At 50.2% G+C, this 626-nt stretch carries 1 protein-coding gene; it reads left to right on the top strand.

Annotation, left to right across the window (positions count from 1 at the left end; all coding sequences use genetic code 11):
* The coding region (locus R7O13_RS28340) for an aldehyde dehydrogenase family protein (protein WP_318305387.1) at window positions 1–622 on the top strand (622 nt) is incomplete at its 5' end.
* Window positions 623–626 lie beyond the last annotated feature (4 nt).

A 626-nucleotide genomic window follows, 5' to 3' on the forward strand; every position in this document is an offset into this window, starting at 1 on the left:
TGGCGAGTCAAAAGCCTGGATTGCGGATCTCAAACAAGAAATGGCGAAAATCCATCCCGGCGCTTGGGATGATGAGGATGCTGAGTATGGTCCTTTGATCAGTGAGCAAGCCAAGCAGCGAGTTTTGGGTTTGATTGAGTTAGGCAAACAACAAGGTGCGGTGTGTGAACTTGATGGCAGCCAATGTGAAGTCGAAGGGTTTCCCGATGGTAATTGGATCGGGCCAACGCTGTTTAGCGGCGTAACGCCGAATATGTCGATTTACACCCAAGAGATCTTTGGCCCAGTTTTGGTGTGTATTGAGGTTGAGACGTTGCAAGAGGCGATCGAGCTCGTCAATCGCAATCCTTACGGTAATGGCACGTCGATATTCACCGCTAATGGCGCGGCAGCACGGAAATATCAGCACGAGATTCAAGTTGGTCAGGTTGGTATCAATGTTCCGATTCCGGTGCCTTTGCCATTCTTCTCCTTCACGGGTTGGAGGGGCAGTTTCTATGGTGATTTGCATGCGTATGGCAAGCAAGCAGTGCGCTTTTACACCGAGACTAAAACGGTAACGGCGAGATGGTTTGCTGATGACATCCCAACAGGGCCGAATTTGACCATTCAACTGCGCTGAGTGA

This window comes from Vibrio sp. Y176 (assembly GCF_033438945.1).